A 6,555-nucleotide genomic window follows, 5' to 3' on the forward strand; every position below is an offset into this window, starting at 1 on the left:
CTACTGTTTATGCATTCGTAAATTAGTTAAAATTAAATATAACTAATTTAATTTGATAATATTTTATTCAAATTATTTTATGCCGAGAAAACTTATTTATAGTGGATATTCCTAAGTTATACTTTTTCATAAGCAAAATCTTCTTGATTTTGCTTGGTTTTAACGGTTCTTAGGAATTTGGCTCCACTGTAAATAAGGAAATTAGAATAAATTAATTTGATTGTTTGTGCCATTATATTTTGCTATTTTTTACTAATTAGCTCATATCTTTTACTTCTGTTATCCAATTTAATTTGCCAAAAATTTGTTAAAATAAAATGCTAATCAACAATCTCTGTACCTCCTTTACACTTTCACCATATTGTCAGCCGATAAGATATAATTTGTAAATCCTCTTGTACCACTTACTATAGACTATCTATTTTTATTGATTTTAAGGTAAATATAAGAAAAGAGATTTCAAAAATGATTAGACAATTATTTTTGAAATCTCTTATTTTTAATTATTCTTTACTAAGAAAAAACTATAAATTACAAATAAAGGTGGTCTACATTTCATTTTGAAATATATTAACTCCATCAACAATCATTTTTTCTGTTAAAACAGCCATTTCATGTGGAGTTTTTTGTTTATAGTGGAAAAACCACATTTCACAAATACCAATAAATCCAAATGAAATAAATTGAAAATAAAAATTATATAGTTCATCATTTTGTGCTTGATGAATTTCTCTTAGATTATCATAAATATATTTTTTGACTAATTTTTTAAGTTTCGATAAAAAAGATATATCTCCATTATTGCCAAACAAAGCCATCATCAAATCTCTGTTTTCATAAATATAAGAGAAAAAAGGATCTAAAATATCTAAAGGCTTAGTAATTGTTATTGAACTTAAAGTTTGATTAAGATCATCAATGATTTTTTGTTCTAGTTTTTCTATCATATCATAAATATCTTTATAGTATAAATAAAAAGTTCCTCTGTTTAAATCACATAAATCAGTTAATTCTTTAACAGATATTTGATTAATTGGTTTCTGCTTTAAAAGACCTATCAAATGATTTATCAGTAATTTTTTTGTTCTTCTTACACTTCTGTTTTCACTTTTTTGTTTCATTATCATTCCTTCTCAACATAATTTTAAAAAGTGTTGATTTTTATACATTTCATATAATATTGTATATTGAAAAATCAACAGCTGTTAATATAATAATATATGTTGATAAATCAACACTCGTTAATTTTATTTTAGTTAATAAAATAACTTTTGTCAATGGTAGGAAGGATGAAAACTTTTAAATCTTATATGAAAAAGGAAGGAGAAAAAATGGATAAATTTGTTGATCAATTATTAAAACATAGAAAAACAGTTATTGCATTTTATGTAATTGCAGCAATTATATGTACATTTTTATCATCGTTTGTTTCTGTTAATTATACTATGGCAGATTATCTACCAGATGAATCAGCATCAACCATCGCTATTAATACTATGAATGATGAATATGATGCAGCTATACCAAATGCTCATGTTATGATAGAAGATGTTACTATTCCAGAAGCTTTACAGTTAAAAGAAAAACTTTCTCAAGTTGATGGTATTGAAGATGTCACTTGGCTTGATGATTCTGTAGATATAACTCAACCACTGGAAACAATTGATACAGATGTTTTAGAAACATACTATAAAGATGATTATGCTAATTTTACAGTAACAATTAATGAAGATAAAGTGATTTCTGCAAGGCATGATATTGAAAAAATAACAGATAAAAATATTTCTATGTCAGGTGATGCTATTAGCACTGCTATAGCAACTGAAGATACTGAAACAGAAATCACAAAAATTGCTATTATCGCTATTGTTATTATTTTTGCTATTTTATTTTTAACAACGACATCATGGGCAGAACCAGTTATTTTTATGATAACAATCGGAATTGCTGTTTTAATTAATCGAGGAACAAATCTTATTTTTGGAGAAATTAGTTTTGTTTCAAATGCGGCTGGAAGTATTTTACAGTTAGCAGTTTCTATGGACTATTCAATTTTTTTAATGAATCGTTTTAATGACTATAGAAAAAATGGTAAAGATATATTTGAAGCTATGAAAGAAGCTGTTATTAAATCATTCAGTTCTATTAGTGCTTCAGCCTTAACAACTGTTATTGGTTTTTTAGCCCTTGTATTAATGAGATTTAAGATTGGTGTAGATTTAGGTTTGGTTATGGCTAAAGCTGTTATGATTTCTATTATTGCAGTCTTTACATTATTACCTGCTATTATTGTTTCGTCTTATCGTATTATAGATAAACTTGAACATAGACCTTTTACACCATCATTTCGTAGTTTTTCAAAATTAGTTATGAAAATCAAAAAGCCAATGATTGTTATATTTATTATTTTGATTATACCAGGATATATACTACAAACACAAAATAGTTTTTATTATGGCTCTAGTCACATTTATGGTGAGGGAACAGCCTACTATAACGATACAGAAAAAATAAAAGATATTTTTGGAGAATCTAATTCTATGGCTTTAATGGTTCCTTTAAACAATACAGCAAAACAAGAACAACTTTCAAAAGAACTAAAGAGTTTGCCTTATGTTTCAGATGTTATTTCATATGTTGATTTAGCAGGTGCATCTGTACCAAAAGAATATTTAGAGAAAGATGATCTTTCACAATTAGATAGTGATAATCATACACGATTTGTTTTAACTGTAGAAACTCCTAGTGAGGGAGATAAAGCTTTCCAAGCAGTTGAAGAAATACGAGATATAGCACATCAATATTATGGTGATGATTATAAATTAGCTGGAGATACAGTATCAACATATGATATGCGTGATGTGACAACAGCCGATATGAATAAAGTGAATACAGTCGCTATAGTTGCTGTTTTCTTAGTTATACTACTAACAACAAGATCAGTTTTTACACCACTTGTTTTGGTATTAGTTATCGAAGGTGCTATTTGGGTGAATTTAGCAGTTCCTGCTTGCACGAATGAACCATTGTTTTATATAGCTTATCTTATTATTAGTTCTGTTCAATTAGGAGCTACAGTAGATTATGCAATATGTTTATCAGATAGATATATAGAAACAAGGAAAACAAAAAACAGAAAAGATGCTTTGGATCATACTATTCGTTATACAACATTATCTATACTTACAAGTGGATCTATCTTAACTCTTTGTGGATTTATTTTAGGTAAAATATCAACACATGGTATCTTAGCAGAAATTGGCGTTTTGTTATTTAGAGGAACTTTATGTAGTTTGATATTTGTTTTATTTGTTTTACCTGGATTGTTATATGTTTTAGATAAACCGATATTAAAGTTTAGATTTGCAAAAGATAGAAAGGAAGTTTTTAATGATGAAGAAAAATAGAAAAGTTATCATTTCATTGATAAGTCTTTCATTATGTATGGAAGCATTATGCTTATTACCTGTTCATGCATTAGAAGATTCAACAGAAAAAGAAGAAGTTGTTTATGCCAATTTAAAACACAATGGTTCTTTAGATCAATGTTATGTTGTTAATATTATGTATCCAGAAAATGATACAATTGTTGATTATGGAAATTATTCTTCTATTAAAAATTTGACAACAGAAGATAAACTTGATTTTCAAAATGATAAAATAAAAGGAACAACATCAGAAAATGAATTATATTATCAAGGTTATTTAAAAAATACAGAAATACCTTGGGATATTGATATTTCTTACTATTTAAATGATAAAGAAATATCAGCAAAAAAACTAGCAGGTGCTAGTGGTCAATTAAAAATAAAAATGAATATTCAAGAAAACAAAAAGAGCAAAGATGAATTTTTTGATAACTATGCTTTACAAGCAAGCGTAACATTGGATACAAATCTATGTCGAAACATCACTGCTAAAGATGCAACGATAGCTAATGTAGGTTCTGATAAGCAATTGACTTATACAATATTGCCTGGAAAATCAAAAGATATAGAAATAACAGCAGATGTTGTTGACTTTAGTATGGATAGTATAGCAATTAATGGAGTTAGATTAAATCTAGGTATTGATACTGATGGTATTGATACTCAAACTTTAGATGAACAAATCAATGAAATACAAACAGCTGTTCAAGAACTTAATGATGGCTCTCAAGAACTTAATGATGGAACTGCTAAACTAACAACGGGTGCAAGCAATCTTCAAAACGGAATAGCAAAAATTCAAAAAGGTTTAAAAGAATTAGAAAGTCAAAATTCATCACTAACAAATGGTTCAAGTGAAGTCAAAGCAGCATTAAAACAAATTAATTCATCTTTAGAAAAAGTCAATATGAATGCTGAAGATTTAAAAAAGTTATCACAATCATCATCAGCAATAAGTCAAGGAATAGATGATTTGGTTAATGGATTAGAGAAAATAGATACAACAATAGATCAATATTCTAAAGGAGTAGGATCATTGTCTGATGTACAAAAAAGTACAAATCAAATGATAGAAGTTCTCACAAAACAATTACAAAATCCAAATTTAGATGAACAAACAAAACAATTATATCAACAAACTATTCAATTGTTAAAAGCTGGAGTGACAAGTGAACAAGTCTTACAGGGAATACAATCTCAATTATCAGATGATGGAGAGCTTATGAAAGGAGCAAAAACTTTACAAAAGCAATATCAATTATTTGATGCTGAAATTCAAAAACTTGTCACAAGTTTACAATCATTATCTTCAAATGTATCAACCTTAAAACAAGGTGTTTCATTACTATTAGAAAACTATAGTGCTTTAGATACTGGTATTCAAAATTATACAGGTGGTGTATCTCAAATCTTAGAAGGATATGCTCAAATATATAATGGTTCTATAAATTTAGTAGATGGAACAAAGACTTTGTATAATGGTACTCAATCTATGGTGGATGGTACAGAAGAATTTAAAAATGAAACTGATAATATGGATCAAAAAGTTAATGATTCTATTGATGATATGATTGATGATTTTACAGCAAGTGATTATGAAACAGTTTCATTTGTTTCTGAAAATAATAAAAATGTCAATAGTGTACAATTTGTTTTAAAAACACCTTCTATTGAACAAAAAGAAAATACTAAACAAGAAGAAACAGTAGAAGCAGACAATAATGAATCGTTATTAGATAAAATTCTTGATTTCTTCGGATTTGGTGATGATTAAAATGAAATGGGGCTGTAATGAAATGAGTGATTTATAATCACTTTGAAGCATTACAGCTCCATTTTATTCTTTTTTTATTGCCTTTTTTAAGGTGACATATAAATCTAGAGCCTCTCCCTTCCTCCTTTCTAAACAGAAAAGAAAAAATAAAAATATTTATTCTTAAAATCTATTTTTTAAAAATTTAAACATAGATTCGTTACCCTTAAGATAGATCGCATAGTAAGTTGCGCTAGCCTCTTTATCTTTTACAGGTATAACAACACGATTTTTTTCTTCATTTTCTCTTGCAATCGTTAAATTACTTTTAAAAATGGGAAGTGCTGATGCCCGAGTTATTTCATCAAAAACACTTGCATCTTCTTGAATAAGCAAATGTGATTGCGGAATCATTTTTAAGCATATTTCCTTCCAATATCCAATATTTGATAACAATAATACGCTTTCCCCATTAATATCATCGAATGTAATTTCTTTAAATAATGCAAATGGATGAGCAGGTGGAATGGAAAGATATAAATGTTCATCAAACAATTGAACACAATAGCAATTCTCATCATTAATTGGATGAGTAAGTACAATGATAGAAAATTCCGAATTTTTCAATCCATTAATAAGTACATCTTCATTGGAATCAAGTGTATCATTGATATTCATATTAGGATATATTTCTTTAAATATATCTTTTAATTCCCATATAGGTGCTGGAGCAGAAGAGCCTATATGAATCGTATGCTTGCTATATTCATATGATTGCAGGGTTTGTATCATTTTTTCTCTTTGATCTAATGTTTTTTGAGCTAATTCAACAGCAAGCCAGCCATTATCATTTAAAGTAATCTTATTTTTCTTTCTACTAAATAGCTGCATGCCTAAATCTTTTTCTAATCGTTGTATAGATTTTGTGAGTCCCGGCTGAGAAATGGATAATGTTTCAGCAGCTTTAGACAATGTTTTCATTTTTGCCACCATAACTAATTGTTCTAATTGATAAAATTCAATCATAATCTCATCCCTTTCAGTATTCCTTCCAATTATAGCACAATAAAATATAAATATTGTACTTTTTTTATTACTTAACTTAAAATAAAAATCGAAAGGAGGAAATAATGCAATATAAATTATTAAGCAATGGTATCAATATTCCAACCTTAGGTTATGGAACTTTACATATTTCACCCGCTGTTACAGAAAAATGTGTACTTGATGCTTTGCATGTGGGATATCGATTAATTGATACTGCTGCAGTTTATGGCAATGAAAAAGAAATTGGTCAAGCTATAAAAAAATCTAAAATTCCTAGAGAAGAACTTTTTATCACTTCAAAAGTATGGGTTCAAGATGCTGGTTACG

Annotated in this window: 5 protein-coding genes; 3 read left to right on the top strand and 2 right to left on the bottom strand. The window is 27.6% G+C overall.

The features are described 5' to 3' along the window. Positions 1-548 precede the first annotated feature (548 nt). Entirely contained in the window at positions 549-1,121 is a 573-nt protein-coding gene (locus tag BR82_RS0114095; protein ID WP_027090692.1) for a TetR/AcrR family transcriptional regulator, read from the bottom strand. A gap of 210 nt (positions 1,122-1,331) precedes the next feature. Between BR82_RS0114095 and BR82_RS0114100 the strand changes: the two genes are divergently transcribed. Next, positions 1,332-3,407, top strand: coding sequence for an efflux RND transporter permease subunit (locus tag BR82_RS0114100; protein WP_027090693.1), 2,076 nt, complete (start codon positions 1,332-1,334; stop codon positions 3,405-3,407). Next, positions 3,394-5,202, top strand: coding sequence for a coiled-coil domain-containing protein (locus BR82_RS0114105; protein ID WP_161635141.1), 1,809 nt, complete (start codon positions 3,394-3,396; stop codon positions 5,200-5,202). Before BR82_RS0114100 ends, BR82_RS0114105 begins: the two co-directional genes overlap by 14 nt. 162 nt (positions 5,203-5,364) lie before the next feature. On the opposite strand, the gene BR82_RS0114110 is transcribed toward BR82_RS0114105, so the two are convergent. Next, positions 5,365-6,207 carry a LysR family transcriptional regulator gene (locus tag BR82_RS0114110; RefSeq protein ID WP_027090695.1) on the bottom strand — a complete coding sequence of 281 codons (843 nt, stop codon included), beginning with the start codon at positions 6,205-6,207 and terminating at the stop codon, positions 5,365-5,367. A gap of 104 nt (positions 6,208-6,311) precedes the next feature. Here BR82_RS0114110 and BR82_RS17860 point away from each other — a divergent pair. Further along, positions 6,312-6,555 (top strand): aldo/keto reductase (locus tag BR82_RS17860; RefSeq protein ID WP_034865193.1); only part of this gene is annotated, 244 nt, incomplete at its 3' end.

Source organism: Thomasclavelia saccharogumia DSM 17460 (genome assembly GCF_000686665.1).
In the GTDB taxonomy this organism is placed as follows: Bacteria; Bacillota_I; Bacilli_A; order Erysipelotrichales; family Coprobacillaceae; genus Thomasclavelia; species Thomasclavelia saccharogumia.

Bases quoted from the DNA above. Each gene is read 5' to 3' on its own strand.
- BR82_RS0114095 (WP_027090692.1), bottom strand. From the start codon at position 1,121: ATGAAACAAAAAAGTGAAAACAGAAGTGTAAGAAGAACAAAAAAATTA.
- BR82_RS0114100 (WP_027090693.1), top strand. From the start codon at position 1,332: ATGGATAAATTTGTTGATCAATTATTAAAACATAGAAAAACAGTTATT.
- BR82_RS0114105 (WP_161635141.1), top strand. From the start codon at position 3,394: ATGAAGAAAAATAGAAAAGTTATCATTTCATTGATAAGTCTTTCATTA.
- BR82_RS0114110 (WP_027090695.1), bottom strand. From the start codon at position 6,207: ATGATTGAATTTTATCAATTAGAACAATTAGTTATGGTGGCAAAAATG.